This window comes from Anoxybacillus sp. LAT27, assembly GCF_022030075.1.
Lineage (GTDB): Bacteria > Bacillota > Bacilli > Bacillales > Anoxybacillaceae > Anoxybacillus > Anoxybacillus kestanbolensis.
In genome coordinates, this window is sequence record NZ_JAIWYK010000073.1 from 1 (window position 1) to 26,566 (window position 26,566).

General features: G+C 42.2%; 31 protein-coding genes and 2 pseudogenes. 11 read left to right on the forward strand and 22 right to left on the reverse strand.

All coding sequences use genetic code 11. The annotated features are described in order from the left end of the window. Nucleotides 1-216 precede the first annotated feature (216 nt). Nucleotides 217-516, forward strand: a pseudogene (gene hepT / locus LD028_RS07240) (type VII toxin-antitoxin system HepT family RNase toxin); the annotation flags it as partial. 236 nt (nt 517-752) lie between these two features. On the opposite strand, the pseudogene LD028_RS07250 reads toward hepT, so the two are convergent. The 17 genes and pseudogenes from LD028_RS07250 to LD028_RS07330 all read right to left on the reverse strand — a co-directional run. After that, nucleotides 753-917 (reverse strand): annotated as a pseudogene (locus LD028_RS07250) (PD-(D/E)XK nuclease family transposase); the annotation flags it as partial. Between the two features lie 150 nt (nt 918-1,067). Beyond that, nucleotides 1,068-1,214 (reverse strand): hypothetical protein, encoded by a 147-nt coding sequence (locus LD028_RS07255; protein ID WP_237811414.1) that lies wholly within the window; start codon nt 1,212-1,214, stop codon nt 1,068-1,070. Nucleotides 1,215-1,295: 81 nt separating this feature from the next. Further along, nucleotides 1,296-1,442, reverse strand: coding sequence for a hypothetical protein (locus LD028_RS07260; protein WP_237811415.1), 147 nt, complete (start codon nt 1,440-1,442; stop codon nt 1,296-1,298). Next, a complete protein-coding gene (locus LD028_RS07265; RefSeq protein ID WP_237811416.1) occupies nt 1,443-2,882 on the reverse strand; it encodes a carbon starvation CstA family protein in 1,440 nt (479 codons plus the stop codon). Nucleotides 2,883-3,018: 136 nt separating this feature from the next. After that, on the reverse strand, nt 3,019-3,738 hold the full coding sequence (locus LD028_RS07270; protein WP_255707013.1) for a LytR/AlgR family response regulator transcription factor: 720 nt from the start codon (nt 3,736-3,738) through the stop codon (nt 3,019-3,021). Then, entirely contained in the window at nt 3,710-5,491 is a 1,782-nt protein-coding gene (locus LD028_RS07275; protein ID WP_237811417.1) for a LytS/YhcK type 5TM receptor domain-containing protein, read from the reverse strand. Before LD028_RS07275 ends, LD028_RS07270 begins: the two co-directional genes overlap by 29 nt. Nucleotides 5,492-5,694: 203 nt before the next feature. Then, nucleotides 5,695-6,207 (reverse strand): IS630 family transposase, encoded by a 513-nt coding sequence (locus LD028_RS07280; protein WP_237811418.1) that lies wholly within the window; start codon nt 6,205-6,207, stop codon nt 5,695-5,697. A 14-nt stretch (nt 6,208-6,221) separates the two neighbouring features. Next, on the reverse strand, nt 6,222-6,752 hold the full coding sequence (locus LD028_RS07285; protein ID WP_237811419.1) for a helix-turn-helix domain-containing protein: 531 nt from the start codon (nt 6,750-6,752) through the stop codon (nt 6,222-6,224). Between the two features lie 72 nt (nt 6,753-6,824). Next, nucleotides 6,825-7,343, reverse strand: a complete 519-nt coding sequence (locus tag LD028_RS07290; RefSeq protein WP_237811420.1) for a phospholipase D-like domain-containing protein — start codon at nt 7,341-7,343, stop codon at nt 6,825-6,827. Between the two features lie 286 nt (nt 7,344-7,629). Further along, nucleotides 7,630-7,875, reverse strand: a complete 246-nt coding sequence (locus tag LD028_RS07295) for a hypothetical protein (RefSeq protein WP_237811421.1) — start codon at nt 7,873-7,875, stop codon at nt 7,630-7,632. Between the two features lie 518 nt (nt 7,876-8,393). Continuing rightward, nucleotides 8,394-9,179: a hypothetical protein gene (locus LD028_RS07300; RefSeq protein ID WP_237811422.1), complete on the reverse strand. Its 786-nt coding sequence runs from the start codon at nt 9,177-9,179 to the stop codon at nt 8,394-8,396. A gap of 73 nt (nt 9,180-9,252) precedes the next feature. Next, on the reverse strand, nt 9,253-9,639 hold the full coding sequence (locus tag LD028_RS07305; RefSeq protein WP_237811423.1) for a winged helix-turn-helix domain-containing protein: 387 nt from the start codon (nt 9,637-9,639) through the stop codon (nt 9,253-9,255). A 141-nt stretch (nt 9,640-9,780) separates the two neighbouring features. Continuing rightward, nucleotides 9,781-11,139, reverse strand: a complete 1,359-nt coding sequence (gene rlmD / locus LD028_RS07310; RefSeq protein WP_237811424.1) for a 23S rRNA (uracil(1939)-C(5))-methyltransferase RlmD — start codon at nt 11,137-11,139, stop codon at nt 9,781-9,783. A 12-nt stretch (nt 11,140-11,151) separates the two neighbouring features. Next, the gene (locus LD028_RS07315) at nt 11,152-12,018 is read right to left on the reverse strand and encodes a DNA-3-methyladenine glycosylase family protein (RefSeq protein ID WP_237811425.1); all 867 of its coding nucleotides are present in this window, start codon (nt 12,016-12,018) and stop codon (nt 11,152-11,154) included. A 56-nt stretch (nt 12,019-12,074) separates the two neighbouring features. After that, complete coding sequence (gene pdaA, locus LD028_RS07320; RefSeq protein ID WP_237811440.1) at nt 12,075-12,839, reverse strand: delta-lactam-biosynthetic de-N-acetylase; 765 nt, start codon at nt 12,837-12,839, stop codon at nt 12,075-12,077. 103 nt (nt 12,840-12,942) lie between these two features. Beyond that, a complete protein-coding gene (locus tag LD028_RS07325) occupies nt 12,943-14,466 on the reverse strand; it encodes a fumarate hydratase (protein ID WP_237811426.1) in 1,524 nt (507 codons plus the stop codon). 91 nt (nt 14,467-14,557) lie between these two features. Beyond that, nucleotides 14,558-14,752: an SE1561 family protein gene (locus LD028_RS07330; RefSeq protein ID WP_035020549.1), complete on the reverse strand. Its 195-nt coding sequence runs from the start codon at nt 14,750-14,752 to the stop codon at nt 14,558-14,560. A gap of 112 nt (nt 14,753-14,864) precedes the next feature. Between LD028_RS07330 and yfkAB the strand changes: the two genes are divergently transcribed. Beyond that, on the forward strand, nt 14,865-15,989 hold the full coding sequence (yfkAB, locus tag LD028_RS07335) for a radical SAM/CxCxxxxC motif protein YfkAB (RefSeq protein WP_237811427.1): 1,125 nt from the start codon (nt 14,865-14,867) through the stop codon (nt 15,987-15,989). Nucleotides 15,990-16,023: 34 nt separating this feature from the next. Here the strand turns inward: yfkAB and LD028_RS07340 are convergent, their stop codons facing one another. Beyond that, complete coding sequence (locus LD028_RS07340) at nt 16,024-16,776, reverse strand: YfkD famly protein (RefSeq protein WP_237811441.1); 753 nt, start codon at nt 16,774-16,776, stop codon at nt 16,024-16,026. A 181-nt stretch (nt 16,777-16,957) separates the two neighbouring features. Here LD028_RS07340 and LD028_RS07345 point away from each other — a divergent pair, with 181 nt between their 5' ends. After that, on the forward strand, nt 16,958-18,130 hold the full coding sequence (locus LD028_RS07345; protein WP_237811428.1) for an MFS transporter: 1,173 nt from the start codon (nt 16,958-16,960) through the stop codon (nt 18,128-18,130). 65 nt (nt 18,131-18,195) lie between these two features. Beyond that, on the forward strand, nt 18,196-18,342 hold the full coding sequence (locus LD028_RS07350; RefSeq protein ID WP_003398616.1) for a BH0509 family protein: 147 nt from the start codon (nt 18,196-18,198) through the stop codon (nt 18,340-18,342). A gap of 206 nt (nt 18,343-18,548) precedes the next feature. Here the strand turns inward: LD028_RS07350 and LD028_RS07355 are convergent, their stop codons facing one another. The 3 genes from LD028_RS07355 to LD028_RS07365 are packed head-to-tail and all read right to left on the reverse strand — an operon-like array spanning nt 18,549 to nt 20,149. Further along, a complete protein-coding gene (locus LD028_RS07355) occupies nt 18,549-19,382 on the reverse strand; it encodes a YihY/virulence factor BrkB family protein (protein WP_006322010.1) in 834 nt (277 codons plus the stop codon). Between the two features lie 19 nt (nt 19,383-19,401). After that, nucleotides 19,402-19,665, reverse strand: coding sequence for a glycine/betaine ABC transporter substrate-binding protein (locus LD028_RS07360; RefSeq protein WP_237811429.1), 264 nt, complete (start codon nt 19,663-19,665; stop codon nt 19,402-19,404). Between the two features lie 13 nt (nt 19,666-19,678). After that, nucleotides 19,679-20,149, reverse strand: coding sequence for a low molecular weight protein-tyrosine-phosphatase (locus LD028_RS07365; protein WP_006322008.1), 471 nt, complete (start codon nt 20,147-20,149; stop codon nt 19,679-19,681). A 75-nt stretch (nt 20,150-20,224) separates the two neighbouring features. Here LD028_RS07365 and LD028_RS07370 point away from each other — a divergent pair, with 75 nt between their 5' ends. Further along, nucleotides 20,225-20,443, forward strand: a complete 219-nt coding sequence (locus LD028_RS07370; RefSeq protein ID WP_004888858.1) for a DUF1128 domain-containing protein — start codon at nt 20,225-20,227, stop codon at nt 20,441-20,443. Here LD028_RS07370 and LD028_RS07375 read toward each other — a convergent pair. After that, nucleotides 20,438-21,415 (reverse strand): HD-GYP domain-containing protein, encoded by a 978-nt coding sequence (locus LD028_RS07375; protein ID WP_237811430.1) that lies wholly within the window; start codon nt 21,413-21,415, stop codon nt 20,438-20,440. The two genes, LD028_RS07370 and LD028_RS07375, sit on opposite strands and share 6 nt — an antisense overlap. 181 nt (nt 21,416-21,596) lie before the next feature. On the opposite strand from LD028_RS07375, the gene LD028_RS07380 reads away from it, so the two are divergent. From LD028_RS07380 to LD028_RS07405, 6 genes are read left to right on the forward strand one after another with little or no spacing between them, the layout of a single operon-like run. Further along, complete coding sequence (locus LD028_RS07380) at nt 21,597-22,304, forward strand: phosphoadenylyl-sulfate reductase (RefSeq protein WP_006321999.1); 708 nt, start codon at nt 21,597-21,599, stop codon at nt 22,302-22,304. 13 nt (nt 22,305-22,317) lie between these two features. Beyond that, a complete protein-coding gene (locus LD028_RS07385) occupies nt 22,318-23,364 on the forward strand; it encodes a sulfate permease (RefSeq protein WP_129000894.1) in 1,047 nt (348 codons plus the stop codon). A 44-nt stretch (nt 23,365-23,408) separates the two neighbouring features. Next, entirely contained in the window at nt 23,409-24,485 is a 1,077-nt protein-coding gene (gene sat, locus LD028_RS07390; RefSeq protein WP_237811431.1) for a sulfate adenylyltransferase, read from the forward strand. Further along, on the forward strand, nt 24,485-25,072 hold the full coding sequence (gene cysC, locus LD028_RS07395) for an adenylyl-sulfate kinase (RefSeq protein WP_077429716.1): 588 nt from the start codon (nt 24,485-24,487) through the stop codon (nt 25,070-25,072). Before sat ends, cysC begins: the two co-directional genes overlap by 1 nt. A 9-nt stretch (nt 25,073-25,081) precedes the next feature. Beyond that, complete coding sequence (gene cobA, locus LD028_RS07400; RefSeq protein WP_237811432.1) at nt 25,082-25,855, forward strand: uroporphyrinogen-III C-methyltransferase; 774 nt, start codon at nt 25,082-25,084, stop codon at nt 25,853-25,855. 3 nt (nt 25,856-25,858) lie between these two features. After that, entirely contained in the window at nt 25,859-26,566 is a 708-nt protein-coding gene (locus LD028_RS07405) for a sirohydrochlorin chelatase (RefSeq protein WP_237811433.1), read from the forward strand.

Here is a 26,566-nt window from a genome sequence, read left to right on the forward strand (position 1 = left end):
AGTTGTTTGATTTCGTGACGCAAATGTTCATTTTCTTGAACGAGTTGATGAATGAGCTGTTTTTGTTGTTGAACTTTGCCGATTAAGCTCTCAACTGTAAATACAGCTTGTTGTACCGTCAACATGCGATTCACCTCCTTGTCTATCAGTATTCACATCATAGACAAGGAAAGAAGAAAATATTCAGCTCACTTTATGATGTGACTGAATAGTTACGACTCCGTTATCTTAAATCTCCAACGAGCATGTGAAGCAAGCATCGACCTGGCGATGCACATGGTCGCACAGAAAAAGCTAGGCCTCCCCCAAAACAGTCGAGACGCTTTTTCTCTTTTAGAACAGCATGGCATCATCACTCCTTTTGTTTCACAAAAAATGAAAGCGATGGTCGGATTTAGAAACATCGCCGTTCACGACTACCAGGAAATTAATTTGACAATTTTACAAAAAATACTTGATCACCATCTAACCGACTTTACCGAGTTCACGAAAGCGATTCTTTTTTATGAGCAGTAAAGCGGGCGGTGCAGATACGCGCCGTCCGAGCATGTTATTTAAGCAAAGACATAATTCAAGATAGAGACTTCTCATAAATCATTATTCCATCGCGCTCAATTTGCCGTTAGATTTCCTCATTCAGCGAATCGAAAGACAGCACATCACACGAATAAATGCCGACAATGTTGTCAATCTCATTCATGATTTTCCCTTTTTGTTTCCCGTATAATTAATGTACAAATCAATACTGTCTCTTTTGGAAGCTCGGTGTTTTCATATTGCACATTGACAATCCGATCGCGACCCGTGTGGTTTAAAATCCCGTTCAAAAACGCGATCGTAATTCTCTTTCGGCTTGGGTGGCCGAACAATTGCTTAAACATAAAATCCATTTTCAAATCGAGGTATTCTTCTGTCATTGGAGACCATCCTTTCGTGGAAATTTTTGAGAGGAGATAGGTGGATACGATTTTATTAAAGCATTAAAGCGGAATGAAGGAGAAAAAACCAAGAATTAAAACAGAATTTTCTGAATAAAGACAAGAAGAGAGCCGAGTGATTTTTTGGAATTACGGACTCTCTTTTTCTGATATTCTAACAATCTTCGACACACTTCGGGGCGTGCCAGGCACGCAAACTACGGCCATCATGGCGATTAAAATGATAAAAACCGTAGAGAAGCCGGCGTATAATTTTTTTCGTACCGTCCATTTCATTGGCATCCCTCCCGATTTTTGATATCGTAATTTTACCAAATAACGCACATAAGAGAAAGAAACATGCAAAAAAAGATCTCTCTATAAAAGAGAGATCACGATTGCAATAAGTAAAATAATGATCATGATTAATTTTAGCGAAAGCGGAAGGCGTTCGCTCCCTTTCATGTTGATTCGGCATTCCTCCGCTTCGACATGTTCGCGATAGCGATGATTGCAGCAACCCATCTACGCCACCCGATCTAATCCATCATCTACTGAGGTTAGCTCTTTTTCTTTTTTCCGTGCTGCTGCATAGAAGGCCGCAATGATGCCAACAGTGCCAATGACTGCCATCACATAAGAAATGCCCATTGGAAGATTAAATCCGATTTTGGCATTGAAAATATACGTCAATGTTACCGTCGTCATAAAGATCGCCGGAATCATCGCAATAAAATAATTTTTCTTTGATAAAATCAGATACATCGCTCCGATCCAAAGGGCAATCGCTGCTGTTGATTGGTTTGCCCAAGAGAAATAGCGCCATAAGATGCTGAAGTCCATTTTCGTAAGTGCATAAGAGAGAGCGAATAAAGGAATCGCAATCCATAAGCGACTTCGAAGTTTCTTTTGTGCCACGTTAAAGTAATCGGCAATAATCATTCGGCAGCTGCGAAAAGCTGTATCACCTGAAGTGATCGGCAAAATGATCACACCGAGAACCGCAAGCGTACCGCCAATGGCTCCAAGCATACGCACCGCTACTTCATTGACAACGGCAGCTGGTCCCCCTGTTTGAATGATTTCGTTTAATTCGTTTCCGCTAAATAAGCTCATCGCTGCAGCCGCCCAAATCATCGCAATAATTCCTTCTGCAATCATCATTCCGTAGAAAATGAGGCGGCCTTGCTTTTCATTTTGTGTTGTTCGCGAAATGATTGGCGATTGTGTCGCATGGAATCCTGATAACGCCCCGCAAGAAATCGTTAAAAATAAAAGCGGGAAAATCGGCAAGTTATCTGGATGCATATTCGTTAATTGCAGCTCTGGAATCGGCGCACCTTGGATGACAAGACCTCCGCCAACACCGATTGCACTGATTAAAAGCAACAAGCCAAAAATCGGATAAATCCGACCGATCACTTTATCGATTGGTAAAAGTGTCGCGATGATATAGTAGAAAAAAATCGCACCAACGATAATGGATAACGCTACCTTTTGTTCCATAAGGTTATGAATAAGAGAAGCTGGCGCTTGTACGAAAACGGTTCCTACAAGCAACAACAATAAAACTGTAAAAGCGTTTACAACATGCTTCATGCCTTTTCCTAAAAATTTTCCTGCCAACTCAGGAACGTGAGCCCCGCGATTGCGCAGAGAAATCATCCCTGTTAAATAATCATGCACCGCCCCGGCGAAAATCGAGCCGAGAACAATCCAAAGGAAAGCAACTGGACCGTATAATGCCCCTAAAATCGGACCAAAAATCGGACCAACCCCGGCGATGTTCAATAACTGAATAAGCGAATTTCGTTTCGTGTCCATCGGAACATAGTCTACACCATCTTGAAGTGTATAAGCTGGCGTTGGGCGCTTTTCTTTGATCCCAAACACTTTTTCAACGAACTTTCCATACGTAAAATATCCAATAATTAATAATAAGACCGAAACAATAAAGGTAATCATGTGAACCTCCCCCTATTTGTATGCGTTTTCATTCACATCTTATAAAATCGGAACTTGATTTTGGGAGGTTTTCGTTTATCATGCAAAAAAGCAGAGGTAAGATGTTTGATTTTCTGATTGACGTGTCACAAATTTGTCACAATTCTAAATGCTGACGTAACGTTTTGACGTAGTTGCGGCTCACAGGAATTTTTTCATCGCTTCCCGACAATGTCAGTTCGTACGCCCCATTGAACCATGGAATGAGCTGTTCCACTTTTTCGAGATTAACTAAATAACTTTTATGCGTTCGAAAAAAGAAACCGTCTTTTAGTTTTTGTTCCAAATCTTTTAACGTCAATTTTGTGTAATACGTTTTGTCAGCTGTCACAATAGCCGTGTCCCGTTCTTTGCGGAAACAAAACAAAATATCGGCTGGAGATACATACACAATTCCATCATTGGCTTCAATGGCTAGCTTCCGCGTTGCGGTTTTCACCTCTGTTTTTTCTGCAAATTTTCGAATCAGCCGTTCAACCGTTTCACCTACTTGCTGTTCATCAAACGGTTTTAATAAGTAGTCCACCGCCTCATACCGAAACGCTTCCGCCGCATAATTCGGATACGCGGTTGCAAAAACAATGCTTGGCGGCTTTTTCATTTGTTGCAGTATTTTCGCTAGCTGCAATCCAGACAGCTCCCCCATTTCAATATCCAAAAAAACAACGTCTGGCTGAATGGCGATCATTTTTTCTAACGCTCGTTCACCGCTATCAGCCTCTGCCACGATTTCCAGCATGGAATACTGACTCAGCAAATGCTTCAATTCTTCGCGACTTAACATTTCATCATCGATAATCATGACACGGATGTTCAACGGAATCCTCCCTTCTTTTTTTCTTTGAATATGGGATTTTGATTTGAACGGTTGTTCCTTTTCCTTCCATTGATTGAATCGAAAGTTGGACATGTTCGCCCAACAACGATTTTAGACGCTCGTTCACGTTGTATAAACCAATTCCCGCCCCTTGCTGCGACGAAACCGGTTTTTTTAGCAATTCCGCTAATCGTGCTTGCTCGATTCCTTTTCCATTGTCAGACACAGAAATATGCACTTCATTGCCGCTTGATTGAACAGAAATGACGATTTCGCTTCCTTGTTTCATGTGGCGAAGCCCATGCTTGATCGCGTTTTCAACGAGCGGCTGAAGCGTCATCGTTGGCAGCATCAGCTGTTCGAATCCATGTTCAATGTTATATATGACATGCAATTTATCTTGAAAACGTGCTTCCTCAATCGTTAAATACGCTCGAACATGTTTTAACTCTTCTTCTAACGTGGACAACATTTGCGTTGAACTGGCTAAATTTCGCCGCAAATAATGAGCAAGGGACAACAAAAGCTCTCGCGCTTTATTCGGGTTGATGCGAATGTACGAAATGATCGTATTTAAAGCATTGAACAAAAAGTGAGGATGTACTTGCGCATGAAGCGCCTTAATTTCTGCTTCTTTCATCAGTTGATAGTATTTTTCTGCTTCGGCGATTTCAAGCTGTAAACTTAAGAGGGAAGACAGCCCTTTTACAAATTCAAGTGTAATGGATGATAGATCGTCCTCGGATCGAAAGTAAAATTTCAATGTTCCGATCGTTTCATCTTTTCGTTTGAGCGGAGCAATAATCGCTTTTTGTAACGGACATTGTTCATGATCGCAAATCACTCGATCATAAACCACCATCATTTCCCCTGTTTCAATGACTTTTCGCGTCGTTTCTGTTTGAATCGGTTCACCTACGAAATGATGATCCGCCCCTACCCCAACATGGGCGAGGATATGACTGCGATTCGTTACCGCCACCGCAATCGATGGCACTTCACGAATAAAAAGTTCACAAATGGCTTGTGCTGAATGAGCTGTGAGGCCGTTGCGCAAATGTTGAACAGTAGCCTCAGCTAGCCGCATCGCTTTCTCAGCTTGTAAGGCACCTGCTTTTTCTTCTTCTTGAAACAAATGGCGAATGACGAGCACAAAAATCGCACTTCCAATCCCGTTGGCGACAATCATTGGAACGCCGATCGCTTCAACAAGCGCTTCCGCTCGTTCAAACGGCTTCGCTGTTAATAAAATGACCAACATTTGAAGCGCTTCCGCTCCCATTCCGACAACAAGAGCGGCCAATGGGGACAATGCCGCTCTGTTTCTGGCACGATATACAAGCCCTGCGATTAATCCAGCCACCATCGTCGAAATTCCGCAAGCTGCAGCGGTGAACCCGCCAAGCAATAAGCGATGACCGCCCGCAATCAACCCTGCGCCTAATCCAACTCTCCATCCTCCAAGCAAACCCGCGATCACCACACCGATGACGCGAGAGTTCGCAATCGCTTCTTCTTCCTTCAAATGGAACGCCCACTTTGAAATTTCCGTTGTCTCTACGTGAACAGTTAAGCCGGTGTATGTACCAATAATTCCAAACATGCCAAAAATAAGCATAATCGTCCATCGTTGTGTTCGTCCGATTTCTTGATGCTCAATTAATTTACGAAAGTATGATAATCTCGTCAATAAAAAAGCCATCATCACAATCATGCTCAGCCGTTCAAACATCGATAAAAATAGTTGCCACAATCCCTTTCACCTGCCTCTGTTTTTCATCTTATCACGTTTTCCCCATTCGAAAAATCGCCTCGGTGCATTCATGAGTTTCGACGAATAACCCAAAAACTTCCTTTATTTCAACAATAATAACCAAAAGGTTTGACATCCCGCTTCGAGAATTGATAAAAAATGGACAACTTATATACATCCAATTTAAAATTTTAACCTCTGATTTACGCAGCACACCCGATGCGGCGTAACACCTCATCAGGGTGCTGTAAGACGTACTGTTCAAAGCGAGTAATGGATTGGGCAATGTCATTTTGATCCTTGTGAAAAACGTTGGCAATCACCTCATCTTTCAACCACTTCCATAACCGTTCAATCGGGTTTAACTGTGGAGAATACGGCGGCAAAAAGATGAAATGAAAAGCAGCACCTTCCTCGCCATCAAGAAAGGCTTGTACCATCTTGGCATGATGAATACGCGCATTGTCTAACACAAGCACGAGGAATCGATCCGCATATTTCTCTTTCAACAGGCGCAAAAAGTCGAGGAAGGTTTCGGCATTGGCGGATGATGCACGATGGAAAACAACATCGCCTTGTTGAACGTCAACTGCACCAAAAATAGAAACGTGGGCATGGTGACCGTAGCTTGGCACTTGTTTTTGATTTCCTACTTCTGCCCATGTCGTACGTAGCGCTTGATAAGCACGAACATGCGTCTCATCCACATAAAACATGGTAACATTCTCGGTTATTGGTTTTTTGTAAATTCAAGCTCTTTTTGAAAAGCAGATTGACGTTTGACATCCCCTTTCACGAGCTTGTAAGTGGGGCGTGTCCATGACAAACGCAAACGATGCAACAACTTGCGAATCCCTTCCCGTGACATGGAAACACCATAGGTTTGTTGAATGTAAGATTGTAAAATGCGCGTGTTCCATGACGAAGCGATGCCCCAGCCAGCATCCACAGGTGTAGTAGTTAACACGAGTTGTCTGATTTCTTGTTGTTGTTCTTCCGTAAGAAATGGCACGCGACCAGGTGGTAAGCGACGATCGAGTAGATGATCGAGCCCACCTTGATTAAAACGTGCAACGTAGAGGGCAACCGATTGACGGCATACGTTGACCATTTTCGCGACATCTTTACCGAGGTGACCTTCCATGACAAGACGAACAGCGGTCACCCGAACGCGAAGAGAAGCATCTTTGATTTTCCGTTCTTGTTTCCGAAGTGTTCGAGGTGTCCAACCGTGATCATTTGTGATTTTCAAACGTTTCATGCCAATTCCGCTCCTTTTGTGTAGAAATATTTAGGAGCAGTATAGCCATGAAAAAAGGTGTTCATACAGAAGTCATGGGTTTAAGGTGCATGTATATATATCATCAACGATGTTGTTAATGTACATATTTGATGAGTTGCTATAGCCTAGTCCTGGACTTGAGAATGGTGCTCCACCGACAAGGCCGATTTGCGTTCCGTCTTTGTTGTGAACATGGTACAGTCCACCTTGAATTTTTTGATTTTTAACGGATTTTATTTGTGCTTTTTGTTTGAGCCATTTCGCAAATTCTTTGGCGATATATGATTGGTTTAATTCCGTTTTATACTTTTGTTCTTCTTCGACTCCATACAATAATGCTTCGTTTTTTTCAATTTGCTCTTTTAATAAATTGTCACCTTGCACGAAAGCCGGTTCTGTAAAAATAAAGCGAAATTCTTCTAACTGAGAAAGCTCTTTCTTTAATTCGACAAACGCATACAAAGTAAAGTGGGCTGCAGCAACTGATAACTTACTGCCTTTTGTAATATTTTCTTTTAATACGTCTCCTACTAAACCGCTCTGTTTATTATCAATCATCCCTTTTGACATGGTTTAACGAAACTCCTTACAAATCAGATAAAGTTATTAAAAAGCCGAACAAGAAGCATCATTTTAAACGATTATATTCTACTAAAATAACAGTGAAAAAAATGTAGAAATATGTCGAATAAAAGCGCACATGAGTAAAATTTACTAAAAATCTAAGCATAAAAATAATACTTTGAACTCTCGTTATTTTCACAGAAAAGCACCAACCATTAACAATAATAGATTGTATCTTTCAAAGTTCCTTCTTTCTTTTCTATTACATCACACTTACACCAATAAAGAGAGCTCACTCGCTCTCTTCCTCTCCTTCGCCATCATCAGGCAACGAAAACGTCCCCCTCTTTTTATAATGATCATTTGTCAACATTTTTTCAATTTCTGCTTCGATATCCTCATCATCTGTAACTGGTAAGGACATTCCTGCGTATCCCCAACCGTTTGACTCGAGCCACTCAGTGAATGCCGCCAAAAATTCATCGTGATCTTGGTCACAGTTGACGATATAACCATCTAACCGAATGTCAAAACGCATGATGCTTCCACCTTTCACCCTTATTAGCGCTAGTTATTGTAACATATTTCATGCAGCAGAGGTGAAATGTTTGCTTATTAATGTAAAAAATTCCTGTGACACGCCCAAAAACATCACTCTTTTATAAACACAAAACTCCCATCCTAAGTTAACGAAGGCGGGAGTATTCTTCTTTAACTATGAAAAAAACTTATCAAATCCCCCAACAAAATCCCAAAACCCGACTCTCCAAACGTTGTCCCTTCAAATCAGAGCGAATCGAGGCTTGGTAAGAGAAGCCCAAATATGGTGAGCGGATTTGTACAAAACATAGACCGATAAACAATAAAAAAACGCTTCCTTAAATGATGTGACCCAATAATCAGATGGGACAAGAATGGCGATCAGGCACTGTTCGCCCCATCGTCTGACACCATCCGAACTTCCCTTATCCATTCAACTGCTTTCGGATGGTGCCCACAAACCCATATACGAAGAGCTTTCCATTCTATTTATCAACCAAAAACAGCCTTCCTACATTATTTTCCTGATTTCTCTTTCATCCACTCCACAAGCTCCGTAAACTCTCTCTTCTGAACAAATCGCTTAGCCTGTTCCTTCATCTCGCCTTTCCGCTTAAAAGCCACTCTCTTTAACTCACGGATCTCTGCTGCATGTTTCTGTAAGATTTGCGCCATCTGCACTGTATCTTGATAAATTAAATTCATATCCCAGCGTTCCGCTTCGCCTTTGTCAGCGGTGATGCAAGAACCGGATTCGTTGCCGTAATGAACATTCCATTTGTAGCGGAGAGAACAGTTGCTTAAATATTTTTCCTGAATTACTTGAAACCATGCTCCCTGGAATACTCCTGATAGTTGAACATTTGGGGCGTAGCGATGATGGCCGTTACATCCTGCAAGAGCCGTGATGCCTGCAAGGTTCAATGATTTCACGAACATCGCCATGTTCGCATCCAAATCTAACGCATTCACTTTGATGCCGAATCGTCTTTGGACGAACGTCTTCCATTTGTAGTGATAGCCTTCCATGAAAATCGGAAAATCCCGTCCTGGTGTATTCATGATGCGTTTCATCATCGAAATTGGTACACGGGTAACCAATACTTGAAATTTGTTTCCTTGCCAAAAGATTGGAATACCGAGATGATGAAGTAACTCACGAACTTTGCTGATATCTGCTTTTGTGTTTCCGTCTGTTAGGATAATAAAATCGTCTTTTACTTCTACAAATAACCCTCTCATTTGTAACGCCTCCGCGATGCGAGCAGTTGCATCCATCATTTCTAATTTCATTAAATTCATTGTTACCGTCCTCCTCATCAATTTGTATCCTAAGTATACAAAAATCCCGGTTACGAAATCGCAACTGGGCTTTTTATCCGTTACGAAGGACGATCGATGGAATGTCTGCTTTCCATGCGTATCCTTCTTCTGTAGTGACTAAAATGTTTTCCGCAATATCATCACGCCCCATTGCTTGATCGAGCTTTCTTCTCAGACTGGCGATATATCGCTTGACTGCAGAATTACCCACTGGTCGATCATACCAAATGGCCTGTTCGATGCTATGCTTCGAACACGATATCATCACGTGATCCATCAAGTAACCTAAAACTTCCGCTTCCTTCCTCTCGAGCCGAACGGCATCATTGTACGCATAAACATATTTTTCATCCCCAACTAAATCGAGAACGACACACTTTCCTTCCATTGCGTCTTCTTTGACTTGATTCACATCGTGTTTTGAAACCGTCTTCCGCAACGTTGTAATCACACCCCATTTTCATCGATAAAAAAGCACGTAACCATGTTCGGTTATGTGCTTTTTTACGATGGATGCTTCTCCAAAACAATTTTTCGTAGCTTCTGCTTATCAATTCGATGGTGACATCGTTTTCATTCATTACTTCCTCACCAACTTCGCGACACTCTCGACATGCGCCGTATGTGGAAAAAGGTCGAACGGTTGGATGTATTCGACGCGATATTGTTTCGCAAGTGTGTCGATGTCGCGGGCGAGGCTGGATGGGTTGCAGGAAACGTATACGACCGTTTTTGGTTTCACTTGTAACATCGTTTTTAATAAAGCGTTGTCGCAGCCCGTTCGCGGTGGGTCGACGACGATGACGTCTGGTTTCCATCCTTCTTTCACCCATGTTGGCAACAATACTTCCGCTTTTCCAACCGCATAAGTGACGTTGGTGAAGCCGTGACGTTCGGCATTTTGGCGCGCATCGTCAATCGCTTCGGGGATCGTATCCATACCGCGCACTTCTTTTGCCTCGCGAGCGAGCCAAAGCCCGATTGTGCCGACGCCGCAATATGCGTCGACGACGCGTTCGTTTTTCGTTAGTGCTGCTGCTTTTTTTACTTCGTCGTATAGCTTGATCGTTTGAATCGGATTAAGCTGGAAAAAGGCGCGAGCCGATAGCTCAAAAGATAAGTCGCCGAGCACTTCTTGAATGTACGGTTCACCTGCGAGAACGATCGTTTCATCGCCAAAAATAAGCGACGTTTTTTGACCGTTCACGTTTTGGGCGATCGATTTTACTTCCGGCAGGCGACGTTTTACTTCCGCTACAAATAGCTGTTTGCGCGGCAGTTCTTTCGTCGCTGTCACGATGACAAGCTGTACATCGCCAGTGTAAAATCCGACTCGGGCGACAATCGTGCGCACAACACCTGTTTTCTTTCGTTCGTGATAAACCGGAATGCGCAAATCTTGTAAAATCGCTTTCACGACCTTTGTGACGCGATTAGTCGCGTCATGTTGAATCAAGCAGCGGTCAATGTCAACGAGCTCGTGCGAGTTCATGCTGTAAAGTCCAGCGATGACACGCCCTTTTTTCACTCCGACTTGAAATTGGCTTTTATTGCGATAATGCCACGGGTCATCCATCCCAATCGTCGGGCGAATATCAAGTTCTTCTACATTGAATCGACTATGGCGTTCCAGTGCTTGAATGACGATATCGCGTTTTGCCTCTAATTGCGCGTGATAGTCAAGATGTTGCAGTTGACAACCGCCGCACCGTTCATATACCGGACAAAGGGGCTTCACACGATGAGGTGAACGTTTGCGAATGCGCACCATTTTCCCCTCGGCATACGTCGGATACACATTCGTCGCCTGAACGACGACTTCTTCTCCCGGAAGCGCTCCTGGAACGAACACCACTTGTTTTTTAAAATAGCCGACCCCTTCTCCGTTAATGCCTAATCGTTTAATCGTTAATGGAAATTGCTGTCCTTGTTGTAGCATTGCTTATCTCTCCTATTCAATACTTCGCCATAAATAGAGCGATGCATAGCTTAAATACGGCTCCCATCGCTTGCTTAACGCCTCCATTTGCGCCAGCGAAGGTTTCATTTCTAATGAGAGCAGTTTTTGCACCGCTCGTTGTAACCCAATATCCGCTTTCGGAAATAAGTTCGGCCGTCCTAACCCAAATAATAAGAAATTTTGCACCGTCCATGGACCGATGCCGCGAATCGCAAGGAGCGTTTTCATCACTTCTTCGTCCGTTGCGTCTACTAGTCGCTCAAGATCTAACTTTCCTTCCACGATTAATCGTGATATATCAATCATATACTCCGCTTTTTTTCCGCTAAACTGTAACGCTTTCAGTTCGTCATACGATAAGCGCGCGATTTGTTCTGGGCGCGGATAAAACCATACGCCATCGATTTCCTGTCCGAACGTTTTCACAAACCGCTCCGTCATTTTGTACGCCACTTTCATATGTAGCTGCTGGTGAATGATACATTTTATCAAGCAAAAATATAAATCCGATTCTAATACAAGCGGTGTTCCTTCGTGTTCAAGAAAAATGCCCCGCAATTCTGTTTGTAAAAAATGCTTATGAATCGGCAAAAGGGAGCGATCCCAATGCAATATGTGAAACAGACGGGACAATATCACTTCTTTTAATTGTTCGTACGGCGCTTCAACAAGAAAAACCGGTTCTTGTTTTGTTCCGATACTGCGAACAGAAACAGCAACCGGAGTTTCATTTATGTAAAAAGGCATAACTAGCTGTTGTTTTTCGATGTCTACGGCGGATAACGGGTCTTGCGCTAGTCGCTCTAACACACGTGAAAAATCGTACGGCGCTTCCACTTCGATTCGTTGTTGCCACATTTCAATCCCAACCTTTTTTCCTTCTATTATAACGAAACAAATCCCTTTGCACATCGTCAAAGGGAAAAAAGCCAAGTAGGGACGTTCATTTTTTGCAAGATCAAATCATCTAAGCTTTTAAAAACATATCCTTCTTTTCGCAAATCGTCAATAATTTTCGCAAGCGCATCCGCATTATCTTTTGATACCGTATGCAACAATATAATCGCACCAGGATGAATTTGTTTCATGACGTTATTGTAGGCATACAACCAACCTTTTTGATCGTGCACGTGCCAATCAACAAAAGCTAATGACCAAAAAACGTGATAATAGCCAAGCTCACGTGCAGCTGCAAGCGTCCGTTCGTCAAAAATACCGCGCGGTGGACGAAGGTAGCGCATATGCTTTTGCCCCGTCAGCAGCTCTGTTTTTTTTCTGACCATTTCAAGCTCCTCACGTAACTTTTCATCGCTAACTGTTGTTAAATCGGGGTGATGCCATGAGTGATTGCCGACAATATGCCCTTCGTTCACCATCCGTTTCACTAAATCAGGGGCCGATTGTAAATAATGACCAGTTACAAAAAACGTCGCAGGAACGTTTTTTTCTTTAAGCACGTCTAAAATTTGCGCTGTATAGCCATTTTCATATCCGTTATCAAACGTTAAGTAAATATGTTTTTTCGTCGGATCGCCTAAATAAAATGCATCGTATTTGGCAAGTAATTCGTCCAGTTGTTTTCCAGCAGAAGGAGGAAGATGATTTTCACTTCGCTTAAACCCCCATGACATCGCATCAACTTGACTAAGCGGAAAACATAAAAAGAAAAAAAGCAACATGATCGTTTTTTTCACTGCTTGCACCTCCGTATTCATTTCAATAATAGGTTGTGCAAAAAGAGATATAAAAAATCCGCCTAGCTCACCACTAGACGGATTTCCATTAAAATACACGTTCTTTAAACTGGGCTAATTTTTCAAGCGATGATTTTTCAACATCTTCGTGCAAGCTGTTTCCGTGCGAATCCATCGTGACGACGGCGGTAAAGTCTTTTACACGCAAATGCCACATCGCTTCTGGAATACCAAATTCTAAAAAGTCGACGCCTTCAACGGATTGGATACAGTCCGCATAATATTGCGCTGCACCACCAATAGCATTTAAGTACACGCCCCCATGTTCTTTTAACGCCGCCAACGTTTTCGACCCCATGCCACCTTTTCCGATGACTGCACGAATACCAAATTTTTTCATAATTTCCCCTTGATACGGTTCTTCACGAATGCTTGTCGTCGGACCCGCTGCTTTCACGTGCCATTTACCATTTTCATCTTTTAACATAACCGGTCCACAGTGATAAATAATTTGACCGTTTAAATCCACAGGGGCATCATGGTCCATTAAATGTTTATGAATCGCGTCGCGACCTGTATAAATCATGCCGTTAATGCGAACGACATCGCCGACTTTTAATGAGCGAATTTGTTCTTCTGTAATTGGCGCTTCAAGCACCACTTCACGCGCTTCGCCCACAACTTCCGTTTCTTCTTGTTGGAAGTCAACATCGTCTCCCTCTTGATAAAGCCATTCTTGAATATCGCCCGTATGCGGATCAATGATGACGCCTAGGCGACGAAACGCCCAACAGTTATACGCAACGGAAACGAAAAAGCTGGCAGGGATGCGATGCATCACGCCGATTTTACAGCCAAGTAGCGTCGTTTCCCCACCAAATCCCATCGTACCGATGCCGAGTTTATTGGCTGCTTCCATGATATATTCTTCTAATTTGCGCAAGTCTTCATTCGGGTTCACATCGTCAACAGAACGGAATAACTGTTCCTTTGCTAAGTCGTATCCAGAGGAACGATCACCGCCAATGCCAACGCCAATGAATCCTGCGCTACAGCCTTGTCCTTGCGCTTGATATACCGCATGTAAAATACATTTACGAATGCCATCTAAGTCACGACCGGCACGACCGAGCCCTTCTAACTCACACGGTAAGCTATATTGAATGTTTTTATTTTCACAGCCGCCACCTTTTAAAATTAAGCGAACATCAATGTAATCTTTTTCCCATTGCTCGAATTTGATGACAGGTAGCCCGATCCCTAAATTATCACCGCTATTTTCGCCTGTTAGCGAATCAACGGAGTTTGGACGCAATTTTCCGTCTTTCGTTGCTTGAGCGATCGCTCGACGAATCGCCTCTTTCATCTCAATTTGGTTAACTCCTACAGGCACTCTAATTTTAAATGTCGGCAATCCGGTATCTTGACAAATCGGCGATACATTTTCATCTGCCATTTGAATGTTTTGCACGATCGTCGCAAGTGACATCGCAGCTCTCGTTCCTGCGTTTTCGCGTAGCTTTGCTTTTAAAATGGCACGTCGTACATCTTTCGGCAATTTCGTTGACGTTTCAACGATCAGCTTGTACATACTTTCTTGAAACTTTTCCATCACGATTCCCTTCCCCTTTGTTCAATATGTAACAATTTTTTGAATTCTCCACTTGTATTATACATCTTTTTCAAACGCGAAAAAAAGCCGCTTAGCGACTTTTTTCCCAATCTTTTTTAAACCGCTCGTATTTCATTTCTAAATCATCAATCATTTGAATGAGACGGTCAATATCTTCTAATTCAGCCGTTTCTGGATCGAGCGCTTCGAGCACTTCAAGAAACATATTTAAGCGCGTTTTTAAATAGGATAGTTGTAGATTTTGATCTGATACTGCGTTGCCCAACGTCGTCACCTCGCTTTTTCTTTATCGTACACGATCGCAACATCGTTGACAATCGTTCCATTTCATTTGCATAATTATCGTTAGGTCTATTTTAATTAAAAGGAGCTTGATTATGGGAACATTATTGCGTCAAGCGATTACTCCTACGTTTGATCCATGGGAAGCATATATGGATGTCGAACAGTACGGCAGCATGCAGTTGACAAATATCGAGTTTACGACAACGACGCTCTGTAATATGCGTTGTGAGCATTGTGCAGTCGGTTATACGTTGCGTACGAAAGATCCTGAGGCGTTGCCGCTTGATCTTCTTCTTCGCCGTCTCGATGAAATTCCGCACTTGCGCTCGTTAAGCATTACAGGCGGTGAACCAATGCTTTCGATGAAATCTGTTGAGCAATACGTCGTGCCGCTGTTAAAATACGCACATGAGCGGGGGGTGCGCACACAAATCAACTCGAACTTAACGCTCGATTTAGAACGGTACGAAAAAATTATCCCTTACTTAGATGTTTTGCATATTTCGCATAACTGGGGCACGATCGATGATTTTGTCGAAGGCGGTTTTGCGATGATGGAGAAAAAGCCAACCGTCGCACAACGTGAACGTTATTTTATACGCATGATCGAAAATGCACGTGCCATTTCGAAAACGGGCGTCATCGTATCTGCAGAAACGATGCTAAATAAACGGACGCGTCCACATTTAGAAACGATCCATCGCCAAATTGTAAACGAAATGGGTTGTAAACGCCACGAAGTACATCCGATGTATCCGAGCGACTTCGCTAGTAGCCTAGAAACATTAACATTAGATGAACTGCGTGAAACGATCCATCATTTGCTTGATATACGGGATGAAAACGTTTGGATGTTATTCGGTACGTTACCATTTTATCCATGTAGTGACAACGAAGAAGATTTAGCTCTCTTAAAACGTTTATATGCAAGTAAAAATGTTACAGTACGAAACGATCCAGATGGACGTTCGCGGTTAAACGTCAACATCTTTACAGGTGATATCATTGTGACTGATTTCGGTGATGAACCGACGCTCGGAAACATTCAAACCGACTCGCTTCTTTCTGCTTATGACAAATGGATGGCATCTCATTTAGCAAAATCATTAAATTGCCACTGCCCTGCGGTGAAATGTTTAGGACCGAACGTGCTCGTGAAAAACCGTTATTACCCAGACGTTGATTTTACGACGCGAAAAGCAAAAATTGAACGATAAAAAGCTTGTCGAACGCTCGACAAGCTTTTTCTTGTCATCGTGGTACGTCGCTAGCAACAAATGCGAATGATAGACGGTCTTGCACAGGAATCCAAGCACCGATACCTTGCGATGTTACGTTTTTCACGACAATGCTCTTTTTCTTCCCTTTTAAAACAATATACACTTCTCCATATGTGACTTTTCCTTTTTCGTTTACCGCAGGAGCATAGGCATATAAATAGCCTAATTTTTTTGGTGGAACGTTATATGCTTGTTCCTTTTTCGTCCCCATGCCGATCCACGTGCTAAAAGAGAGCGGTAAATTCGTCTTTTTCATCGCTGTCAACAACATCATTTTTTTCACATCTTCTTCATTCGGGATGCTTGCGGTCAACCCACCGCGCACTTGTTTTTGCATCTCTTGGCGATACGTCAATCGAACAGCCGTTTTCCCACCACGATTGTCAATAAAATTCGTATTTACTTTTTGATACTCCCAATTTGTCGATGTTTCCGTTGATTCATAATTCAATGGCCATTGTCCTAAATAAATCGTTGCTTCATAACCAAACGCAAACGGTGTACTCGAAATCGACGATTCGTTTAAAAGACGAATTAATTCCGGATTTTCAATTTTAACATTCGCGGACTGAAGCAGTTGTTTTGCTAATTCGCTCGGTTGCAAATAAGGTAAATTTTGCGTCGGATTTGGATACGTGTTTTCTTTTGAAATGTCAATGACCGATGGCGGGAGCTTGACAGTTGCTTCGCCCATCGTTGGCATACAGAAGAAAATAAACATCATGCTGAAAGCAAACCATCTCTTCATACGTAAGCCCCTTTCCTTTTTACGTTGTTCATCGTTATTTTTTTCAAAAGTAAACAATTTATCCTCTCTATACAAAAAATCCGTGAACGATCATTATTGCTTCTTTTTATGAAACGCTTTAACATCGAACATAGTGAATATATTACAGGAGGGAATTATGCAACAACGTCACTTTTTCATTTTAGTTAGCATTGTCATGATTTCGGGTCTTTCCCAAGGACTGTTGTTACCGCTCATTTCTGTCATCTTTGAACAGAGCGGCATTCGTTCTTCGTTGAGCGGCATACACGCGACAGCGATGTATATCGGCGTCCTAATCGTCTCTCCGTTTTTAGAACGCCCACTTCGTCGTTACGGCTTTAAACGTCTTATTATGCTCGGTGGAGCGATCGTTATTGCTTCTTTAGCGATGTTTCCGATTTCATCATCACTATCGTTTTGGTTTGTGCTTCGTTTGTTAATCGGAATTGGCGACCATATCCTTCATTTCGGTTCACAAACGTGGATTACATACGCTTCTCCCATTCATCGACGCGGTCGTAATATTTCGTTGTATGGTTTATCGTTCGGTGTTGGTTTTATGATCGGTCCGCTTCTCGTTCCGCTCGTTTACGTACACGAAGCGTTACCGTTTATCGTTTCGTCATTCCTTAGCTTATGTGGATGGATGTTATTATTTTTCCTACCACATACGTATCCACAAGCGACGGAAGCCGAGAAAATCGGGGTCATGCGCTTTTTTCGTGCGTGGAAACAAGCATGGCCAGCTTTGTTGTTGCCATTTGGTTACGGCTTTTTAGAAGCATCACTCCATAGCATGTTTCCCGTGTATGCGTTACGAAACGGCTTACACGTGGAGACGGTCGCGATAATGCTTCCTGCGTTTGCGCTTGGGGGAATCGCTTTTCAACTTCCACTTGGAACGTTAAGTGACCGCTTTTCACGCAAAACGATCATTGTTGTTTCGTTAACCATTGGCACCATTTGTTTTATGATTGCGCAATCGTTCTCTTCTCCTATACTACTAACGATGTGCTTTTTCATTGCTGGTATGTTTGTTGGTTCACTTTTTTCACTCGGCATGGCGTATATGACCGATTTGTTGCCAAAATCGCTTCTTCCTGTCGGCAACATTTTATGCGGGATGTTATATAGCATCGGCAGCATATGTGGACCTGCGATTGGGGGCATTGTATTACAACAGCAAGAAAGGCTATTTTTCTTCAGCGTGAGTTCGCTACTGTTTCTTTTATTACTTGCCCAGCGTCCGTTCACGAAATTTTCAAAATTTTTTTCGAAAAAACAAGAAAAAAACATTGACGCTTTTTAACCCTCTGTTATATAATACAATTAAACAAAATAGACTGTTTTAAAACAGAGGGGAGAGCGATCATAATGAGCAGAGAAGAAAGAAAAAATATGATTGAGTTTATTACAAAATTACGGGGCTTTAATCAAGAACAACTCGTTTATATGACTGATGCAGAAATTGAGCATATTTACAACCAAACATACTATCATTACGAAGAAATCGCAGAATAAAGAGGGATGCGTACCGCATCCCTCTTCTCTTTAGTGATATCCGTTTTGTCCGTTCGCGCTACTGCTCGTTTTATGTTTCGGGCGGTTTTTTCCTTTTTGCTTTGTTCCACCGTCTTTTTTCGTTTTTTTCGTCACGTATAGTCCCCCCTCATATCCACGTTCACTTTTAATATGGCTTAACCGCGTTTTTTTATAAGAGGGAATAACTACCGTATGCGCATATTTCCTTCTCGTTTACAACAAAAAATAGCGTTTAGCTCCCCACCTAATACAATCATCATGCCAGATAAATAAAACCAAACCATTAACGCAATAATTCCGCCTAAGCTGCCATACATCGCAGAATAGTTACCGAATTGGTTTACATAGGTAGAAAAAGCAAGTGAGACGCCCATCCAACCTACAGTCGCAAATAACGCTCCTATCCATACGTCGCGAAACCGGACATATTTGCTTGGGGCAAAAACGTATAACACAGAAAAAACAAAAAATAAAATGACGAAACTAACAAACCAACGAATCGTTTCCCATACGTGTAAAAACACATCGGAAAGACCAAATGCTGAAAAAAGAAATGTACCAATCATTTTTCCGAATACAGGAAAAACGAGTGCCACAATAATGACGAAAATCATCGCAAATGTAAGCAAAATTGAAACGCCACGTGCGACGAAAAAGGAACGCGTTTCTTTCACATCATACGCACGATTTAAAGCGCGAATAATGGCTGACATGCCGTTTGATGCCGCCCATACGGTCGCAAGGACGCTAAAGGATAGCCATTTTCCGCTTTGTGATTCCATAAGCTGTTTGACGTTTGTTTCGATTAAATGTGCCGTTTCGCTCGGAGCATATTGACTGAAAAAGGCTATGACATCTTCATGCGGAATCGGCAAATACGACAAAAACGTCAACAAAAACAGTAAAAACGGAAATAAGGAAAGCAAAAAGAAATATGCTAATTCTGCAGATAGATCAAAAATTTCATCTTCATTAAACCGCTTGATTAGCTCACGAACAACAGAAAAGCTAATAATCATTTCCTCACCACCTCGCTCCTTATGTGGAGCGTTTGCGAATTAACTCTCCGATCCACTCCATCACTTGCGGTGTTGTTTCTTTCACTTCACTTAGTTTATTCACAATGAACTGCAAATCATTCATCATCTCGTCTACATGTTGTCTCGTTTGATGAACAGTCCCCTTTACTTGTTCTACGCTATCCATCCACTCACGACACGTTTCTTTAATGACTTGTCTTGTTTTGTTATTCGCTAGCAACAAAGCTATCCCTGCTAATGCAATCCATTTCCCCTTTCCCATCGTCTTCTCCCCCTTACAACGAATGATCTCGTTTTATTCGCTCTAATATATGTTTACATCCTTCTTCGACTAATTCGTACACTTCTTCAAAATTTCCTGTAAAGTACGGATCAGGGACATCGTCTACGCGACGGTTTGGCACAAAATCCATAAAACGAGCAATGACAGCGTGCGACGAATCGCCAACAAGGCGACGAAGATGAGCGATATTATCGCTATCCATTCCGATAATATAATCGAATGTATGAAAATCTTCTTTTGAAATTTGACGTGCTTTTAACCCTGTAAAGTCAATTTGTTTTTCCGTTAAAATACGCTGAGTCCCGTGATGTGGTGGTTTCCCCACATGCCAATTGCCCGTTCCTGCCGAATCAACAGAAATGACATGATCGAGCCCTTCTTGTTTTACAAGGTGACGAAATACAGCTTCTGCCATCGGCGAACGACAAATATTCCCTAAACAAACGAATAATACATGAATCATTTCCTCTCACTCCTTAAAACAAAGTAGAATGAACCTTTAAACAATGATACAATAGACGCAAGCATACAGGAAAGGATGACGACGATGCATTTATCCGTTGAACAAATGATCGAACAAATAAAAGAAAAGTTAAAAGTATTAAATTTTGATGCCATTAAACCGGACCATTTCGATGAACAGCTATACGATGAATTAAAAGATATATACGATATGGTGATGAAAAAGCAAACATTTAGTCCAAGCGAAATGCAGGCAATCGCTGAAGAGCTTGGAAACTTGCGAAAAAAACTATAAAATTGCCTGTCCGACAATGAGGAGCGACGGATGATCAACAAGCGAAATTTCCTCATGTGTATCCATATATCGGACATATGGACGTTGCATATGCTCAACAATTTTTGTCACGATTGCGTTTCTTCCGTCGCTCATTTTCACTGTCGTTCCCGGCAAATAAGCAGGAATCGTATCAACGAACAATCGTACAAGCTGCTGGCCATATCGAATACTACTTCGCGCCATAATAATTTCGAGCGCTTCGTGCGGCGGTACAAATTCCGTCGAAATTAAGTTTTCATATTCATTCGCAATCGCACATATTTGAGCGTACAAATGAATGTTCGTTTCTTTTAATCCGCGCGGTGCACCAGAACCATCTGCATGCTCATGATGTTGATACGCCATATGTGCGCATAATAAACTCACTTCCCGCTCTTTTCGTAAATATTCAAATCCTTTCACTGTATGATGTTCTTCTCCTTCTATTTCTTTTCCAATGTCGTGAAGTAATGCTCCTATCACTACGTCACGTAACTGTAAATCGTTCAAATGTAACTTCTTCCCTAGTTGCAATGACAATAATGCAACGTTGACGGCATGAGCGTATGGTTGCGCTTCCATCGCAAGCGATGTCGCTGGAATGACCGCTAACACCTTTCTTTTTTTCACTTCATCAACGAGCTTGACCGCTAGTTTAAACAACGAACGGAGCGGTAATTCTTCTCGCTTTCGTACAGCGTCAAACGTTTGCTGAACAACTTCAATCGCATCCATCCACGATGGCATATCGAGCAACTCTTCCAACGTGATGCCTTCCGATACCGTATCTTCTACAAATACATAACGAATATCCATTTGTTTTAACCGTTCGACATATTTTGGATGAATTTTTCTCCCAGCTGCTAATAATACGCGACGATGACGGTCATAAATGGGCCGTGCCAATTCCATCGTTCGCTCATCATATTCTTCCAATAAAATGAGTCGCAAACATCTCCACTCCCTTCAACATCTCCCATACAAACAGTATAATCGTGTTTTTTTTCATTTGCCATGACGTTTTAAAAAAATAAATTCCGATAGAAAAACTATGATTGACATTCGAGTGAATTGTGTTAAAATTTAAAACAATCAAACAGAAGGGCGAGAAAGTACGAAAGGAAGATGCGATATGATCACGTATGAAACGTGGGATATTGAACAAAAACCGACTTTTCCAATCGATAATAATGAAAAAGGGGCACTACATGTGCTGTCATGGGCGTACGATCATTATGGTGACGATCTTTTGTATGCTTGCAGTTTCGGTATTGAAGGGATTGTGCTCATTGACCTTATTTCGCAAGTGCGTGACGATGCGGAAATTGTTTTTCTCGATACGCATTTACATTTTTCTGAAACGTATGAAACGATTGAACGCGTTAAGCAAGCGTATCCTCGCTTGCGTATTCATTTACAAACACCGTCTTTATCACTTGCAGAACAAGAGAAACAATTCGGGGCAGAACTTTGGAAAAGAGATCCAAACAAATGCTGTGAACTAAGAAAAATTATTCCCCTTCGGCAAGCGATGACAGGAAAAAAAGCATGGATTTCCGGACTGCGCCGCGAGCAATCACCAACACGGCAACATGTTGAATTTATTAATCTCGATAAAAAGTTTCAAAACATTAAAGTTTGTCCGCTTATTCATTGGACGTGGAAAGACGTATGGCGCTACGTGCATCGCCACAATCTTTCCTATAATCCGCTTCACGATCGTGGATATCCGAGCATCGGTTGTGCACCATGTACAGCCCCTGCTTATACGGAAGAAGATTTACGTTCTGGACGGTGGGCTGGGCTAGGAAAAACAGAATGCGGCTTGCACGAGTCGTAAAGGGGGAAACGCATTGGTTACAGTTGCTTTTATTATCGCTTTTTTCTTTGCGATGAACATCGGGGGAAGCGGTGCTGCCGCAACGATGGGTGCTGCTTATGGGTCAGGCACATTGTCAAATAAGCGCATCGCTTTATTCATATGCGCTGTTGCTATTTTTCTCGGCAGCTTAAGCGGAGGAGAAGTTGTCAAAACGATCGGTTCTGGCATCGTTCCGACATCCATTTTAAAAACAGACGTTGTCGTCATCGTTTTAGCAGCGGCAACGATTTCGCTATTTGCCGCCAACGTGCTCGGCATTCCGTTATCCACAAGCGAAATTACAGTTGGGGCGGTCGTTGGCGCAGGTATTGCGTACCAAAGTTTGTACGTCGGCAAACTTCTATGGATCGTATCATTTTGGCTTATTACACCTCTTGCTGCGTTTTCTTTAGCTTTTTTCATTAGTAAATGGCTAAAAGGAAAAACATTGAAACAAAACAAATGGATCGGCTTTTTGCTTATTATTGCGGGATTTTTCGAAGCGTTTTCAGCAGGAATGAACAACGTTGCCAACGCTGTCGGTCCTCTCGTGGGAGCTGGTTTATTATCTGTCAAATATGGCATTATTTTTGGCGGATTGTTCGTTGCACTCGGAGCGCTTTTGCTTGGCAGCCGCGTGTTAGAAACGAATGGAAAAAAAATTACGACGTTCTCTCAACTAGAAGGGTGCATTATTTCAGGCATCGGGGCAACGCTCGTTATCGTTTCATCTCTTTTTGGTCTCCCCGTTCCACTAACACAAATTACGACATCAGCCATTATTGGCATCGGTACAACAAAAAATGGTTTTTCGATTTGGCAAAAGCAAATTGTTATTCAAGTGCTGAAAGTATGGGTAGTCTCCCCTATTTTCGCCTTAGCTGTTTCATATAGTTTAATTAAATTATTACTTCATAGCGATATTTATACAGCAATCGCCATTGTTAGTGTTTGTTTTGCTACACTCGGAACGATTAGCTTAAAAAAGACGATCACCGAGGAACGTCGTTCGTTTCACGAGCACGGTGGCGGTATTTAATCCTAGTTATTTTATAAGAATAATAAGTTTAGGAGGCATAAAAAATGAAACAAATTGTATTAAGTAAAGCAGAATTAAGTGACCTTGAATTGCTTGCGATTGGCGGCTATGCACCACTCACTGGATTTCTAGGGGAAGATGACTATCATTCCGTCGTCGAAACGATGCGACTAACGAATGGAGCAGTATGGAGCATCCCCATCACACTTGCGGTAACCGAACAACAAGCAAAACAGCTATCGCTCGGGGATGAAGTCGAGCTCGTTTACGAACAGACGGTATACGGCACAATGGAAGTGCAACATATATATCGACCAGATAAACGAAAAGAAGCGCTTCTTGTATACCAAACAGAAGACTTAGCACACCCTGGCGTTAAAAAATTATTTGAAAAACCAGATGTATATATTGGAGGCCCTGTCCAACTTGTACGCCAAACAGACAAAGGAATTTTTACACCGTTCTTTTTTACACCAAAAGAAACAAAACAACGATTTGCGGAACTTGGTTGGAAAACGGTCGTCGGGTTTCAAACGCGCAATCCGGTTCACCGTGCTCATGAATATATTCAAAAATGTGCACTTGAAATTGTCGACGGTCTTTATTTAAATCCGCTCGTTGGCGAAACGAAAGAGGATGACATCCCAGCAGACATTCGCTTAAAAAGCTATCAAGTATTGCTTGAGCATTATTATCCAAAAGATCGTGTTTTCCTTGGCGTATTTACGGCCGCGATGCGCTATGCAGGTCCACGTGAAGCCATTTTCCACGCGCTCGTACGTAAAAATTTTGGTTGCACGCACTTCATTGTCGGACGCGACCATGCGGGAGTTGGCAACTATTACGGCACGTATGACGCCCAAAAAATTTTCTTGCAGTTTACAAACGAAGAACTTGGCATTACTCCTCTCTTTTTCGAGCATAGCTTTTACTGCACAAAATGCGAAGCGATGGCGTCAACGAAAACGTGCCCTCATGACGCGACGGCTCACGTCGTTCTTTCCGGCACAAAAGTAAGGGAAATGTTACGTGCTGGTGAGATGCCACCGAGTACATTCAGCCGTCCCGAAGTGGTTCGCGTGCTCATGGATGGTCTACAAACAGTCGGAGGTGGGCGATGATGAATATTATTTGGCATAAAGAAAGTGTGACAAAAGAAGATCGCCGAAAAAAAAATAACCATCATAGTTTTGTCCTTTGGTTTACTGGATTATCTGGTTCAGGAAAATCTACATTAGCGAATGCAGTCGCGAAAACATTATTTGAACAAAATATTCACTGTTACGTGCTCGATGGCGATAACGTACGTCACGGTTTAAACAGCGATTTAGGTTTTTCTGCCGAAGATCGCACCGAAAACATTCGTCGAATTGGCGAAGTCGCAAAGTTGTTTGTAGACAGCGGTCAAATCGTGTTGACCGCCTTCATTTCCCCGTTCCGTCAAGACCGTCAACTTGTTCGCAACAAACTCGCACAAGATGAATTTGTTGAAGTTTATGTCCGCTGTCCACTTGAAACGTGCGAACAACGCGACCCAAAAGGATTGTATAAAAAAGCACGAAATGGGGAAATTCGCGACTTTACCGGCATTGACTCACCATATGAGCCACCGTTGTCGCCTGATGTTGTCGTCGATACAGATCAACATTCAATCGAACAATGCGTTCAACAAATCATTTCTTACTTAAAAAATAAACAATGGATTTAGGTGGAGACAATGGGAAAAGTATATTTAGTCGGCGCTGGCCCTGGAGATCCTGAACTGATTACAGTAAAAGGATTAAAATGTATCCAACAAGCAGATGTCATTTTATATGACCGCCTTATTAACGAACAGCTTTTATCGTTTGCGAAACGTGATGCCGATTTAATTTATTGCGGGAAACTACCAAATTACCATACAATGAAACAAGAGACGATTCATCATTTTTTAGTCAAGTATGCAAAAAAAGGTAAAATTATAACAAGATTAAAAGGTGGCGATCCTTTTCTATTCGGACGTGGCGGTGAAGAAGCACAGGCGCTAATCAAACACGGCATTCCTTTTGAAATCGTCCCAGGTATCACATCTGGTATCGCTGTTCCCGCGTATGCAGGCATCCCGGTGACCCATCGTGATTTCAGCGGAAGCGTTGCGTTTGTCACGGGTCATCGCCGACTCGACGCCACAGACGCCATACAATGGGAACATTTAGCAAAAGGCGTGGATACACTCGTCATTTATATGGGTGTGAAACATCTTCCACTCATTTGCAAACAGTTACAATTATATGGAAGAAAACCTCAAACTCCTGTTGCAATCATTCAGTGGGGAACGCTCCCTCAACAAAAAACAGTTGTGGCTACATTAGGAACGATTGTGGACGTTGCAAAAAAACAAGCGATTGCTAACCCGAGTATCATTATTGTCGGAGAAGTTGTTCAGCTGCATGAACAACTGCAATGGTTTGAAACGATGTTAGAAGAAAAAATGGCGCATGGAATGAGGTAACATATGAAAGCTGTATTGTATATTTGTCACGGGAGCCGATCGAAAGAAGGACAAAAAGAGGCGATCGCTTTTGTTGAACGCCTCTCTTCTTCGGTCTCCATCCCTATTCAACATATATGTTTTTTAGAATTATGCGAACCGGATATTGTCACAGGAGTAGAACGTTGTGTTCGTGACGGAGCAACAACGATTTTAGCCATTCCGCTTTTACTATTGGCAGCGAATCACGCCAAACACGACATCCCGTATGAATTAGAAAAAGCAAAAAAAATGTTTCCTTTTGTGACGATCACATACGGAAAACCGTTCGGTGTACAACACGACATTATTTCTGCTCTCTCCGCGACGATCGAACACGCCGATGCTATTATGCTCGTCGGTCGCGGAAGTAGCGATACGGAAGCACAAGCGGATTTTCAGCAGATCGCTTATTTATTGCAAAACGAAACAAACATACCCGTATATCCATGTTATTTAGCAGCTGCTTCGCCTTCTTTTTCTGACGTTGTCACTTCGCTTTCCAAAACAGCAAATCATAAACGAGTGGCCGTTGTTCCATACATCTTATTTTTCGGTCAGCTGCTTGACTATATTCATAAGACGCTGCAAGCACAACAAGCGAGCGATGTATCGTTTACATTATATCCTCCTGTGCGAACGTATGACGTATTAGACCATCTCGTTGAACAACAAGTGAAGGAATGGGGATGA

Bases quoted from the DNA above. Each gene is read 5' to 3' on its own strand.
- LD028_RS07255 (WP_237811414.1), bottom strand. From the start codon at position 1,214: ATGAAATGGACGGTACGAAAAAAATTATACGCCGGCTTCTCTACGGTT.
- LD028_RS07260 (WP_237811415.1), bottom strand. From the start codon at position 1,442: ATGGGTTGCTGCAATCATCGCTATCGCGAACATGTCGAAGCGGAGGAA.
- LD028_RS07265 (WP_237811416.1), bottom strand. From the start codon at position 2,882: ATGATTACCTTTATTGTTTCGGTCTTATTATTAATTATTGGATATTTT.
- LD028_RS07280 (WP_237811418.1), bottom strand. From the start codon at position 6,207: ATGTTTTATGTGGATGAGACGCATGTTCGTGCTTATCAAGCGCTACGT.
- LD028_RS07285 (WP_237811419.1), bottom strand. From the start codon at position 6,752: ATGAAACGTTTGAAAATCACAAATGATCACGGTTGGACACCTCGAACA.
- LD028_RS07290 (WP_237811420.1), bottom strand. From the start codon at position 7,343: ATGTCAAAAGGGATGATTGATAATAAACAGAGCGGTTTAGTAGGAGAC.
- LD028_RS07295 (WP_237811421.1), bottom strand. From the start codon at position 7,875: ATGCGTTTTGACATTCGGTTAGATGGTTATATCGTCAACTGTGACCAA.
- LD028_RS07300 (WP_237811422.1), bottom strand. From the start codon at position 9,179: ATGAATTTAATGAAATTAGAAATGATGGATGCAACTGCTCGCATCGCG.
- rlmD (WP_237811424.1), bottom strand. From the start codon at position 11,139: ATGCTACAACAAGGACAGCAATTTCCATTAACGATTAAACGATTAGGC.
- LD028_RS07315 (WP_237811425.1), bottom strand. From the start codon at position 12,018: ATGTGGCAACAACGAATCGAAGTGGAAGCGCCGTACGATTTTTCACGT.
- pdaA (WP_237811440.1), bottom strand. From the start codon at position 12,839: ATGTTGCTTTTTTTCTTTTTATGTTTTCCGCTTAGTCAAGTTGATGCG.
- LD028_RS07325 (WP_237811426.1), bottom strand. From the start codon at position 14,466: ATGGAAAAGTTTCAAGAAAGTATGTACAAGCTGATCGTTGAAACGTCA.
- yfkAB (WP_237811427.1), top strand. From the start codon at position 14,865: ATGGGAACATTATTGCGTCAAGCGATTACTCCTACGTTTGATCCATGG.
- LD028_RS07340 (WP_237811441.1), bottom strand. From the start codon at position 16,776: ATGATGTTTATTTTCTTCTGTATGCCAACGATGGGCGAAGCAACTGTC.
- LD028_RS07345 (WP_237811428.1), top strand. From the start codon at position 16,958: ATGCAACAACGTCACTTTTTCATTTTAGTTAGCATTGTCATGATTTCG.
- LD028_RS07350 (WP_003398616.1), top strand. From the start codon at position 18,196: ATGAGCAGAGAAGAAAGAAAAAATATGATTGAGTTTATTACAAAATTA.
- LD028_RS07355 (WP_006322010.1), bottom strand. From the start codon at position 19,382: ATGATTATTAGCTTTTCTGTTGTTCGTGAGCTAATCAAGCGGTTTAAT.
- LD028_RS07360 (WP_237811429.1), bottom strand. From the start codon at position 19,665: ATGGGAAAGGGGAAATGGATTGCATTAGCAGGGATAGCTTTGTTGCTA.
- LD028_RS07365 (WP_006322008.1), bottom strand. From the start codon at position 20,149: ATGATTCATGTATTATTCGTTTGTTTAGGGAATATTTGTCGTTCGCCG.
- LD028_RS07370 (WP_004888858.1), top strand. From the start codon at position 20,225: ATGACGACGATGCATTTATCCGTTGAACAAATGATCGAACAAATAAAA.
- LD028_RS07380 (WP_006321999.1), top strand. From the start codon at position 21,597: ATGATCACGTATGAAACGTGGGATATTGAACAAAAACCGACTTTTCCA.
- sat (WP_237811431.1), top strand. From the start codon at position 23,409: ATGAAACAAATTGTATTAAGTAAAGCAGAATTAAGTGACCTTGAATTG.
- cysC (WP_077429716.1), top strand. From the start codon at position 24,485: ATGAATATTATTTGGCATAAAGAAAGTGTGACAAAAGAAGATCGCCGA.
- cobA (WP_237811432.1), top strand. From the start codon at position 25,082: ATGGGAAAAGTATATTTAGTCGGCGCTGGCCCTGGAGATCCTGAACTG.
- LD028_RS07405 (WP_237811433.1), top strand. From the start codon at position 25,859: ATGAAAGCTGTATTGTATATTTGTCACGGGAGCCGATCGAAAGAAGGA.